Consider the following 751-nt stretch of genomic DNA (forward strand, 5'->3'; position numbering starts at 1 on the left):
CTTCCTGTGGCTTAAAGTGGTCTTTCTCTTCTGTTGATTCGGCTTTGGTTTGCACATGGGGCAGCAGCGCGGCCATGGCCTCTTTGAGCTTCGGTGTCGTCTCCAGTGCCAGCCCGTTGTCCACCAGTTTCGCCACGGCCCACACCATGTTGGCAATATGCTGAGGAATAAAGTGGCCTTTCTCTTCTTTTGATTCGGCTTTGGTTTTCACATGGGGTAGCAGCACGGCTGCCGCCTCTGTGAGCTTTGGTGCCTTATCCAGCTCCAGCCCATTCTCCAACAGTTTCACCAAAGCCCACAGCAGGTTAGCGATACCTTGAGTGTTGAAGTGGTCTTTCTCTTCTTTTGATTCGACTCTGGTTTTAACCTGGAACAACAGCACGGCCACGGCCTCTTTAAGCTTCGGTGTCTTCTCCAGCTCCAGACCATTATCCACCAGTTTTGCCATGGCCCACAGTAGATTGGCCACTTCCTGTGGCTTGAAGTGGTCTCTCTCTTCTTTTGATTCGGCCATCGTTTTCACATAGGGCAACAACGTGTCGACGGCCTCTTTGAGCTTTGGTGCCTTCTCCAGCTTCAGCCCATTTTCGACCAGTTTCGCCACAGCCCACAACAGATTGGCGATATGCTGAGGAATAAAGCGGTCTTTCTCTTGTTGTGATTCGGCTATGGTTTTCACATGGGGCAGCAGCTCGGCCACAGTCTCTTTGAGCTTCGCTGTCTTCTCCAGCCCATTGTCCACCAGTTTCGC

At 52.1% G+C, this 751-nt stretch carries 1 protein-coding gene; it reads right to left on the bottom strand.

Going from position 1 to position 751, the window contains the following annotated elements; all coding sequences use genetic code 11:
* The coding region (locus J7438_RS26400) for a DUF1601 domain-containing protein (protein WP_209278997.1) at positions 1 to 751 on the bottom strand (751 nt) is incomplete at both ends.

Source organism: Thalassotalea sp. G20_0, from assembly GCF_017744175.1.
Taxonomy (GTDB): Bacteria; Pseudomonadota; Gammaproteobacteria; order Pseudomonadales; family Endozoicomonadaceae; genus Endozoicomonas.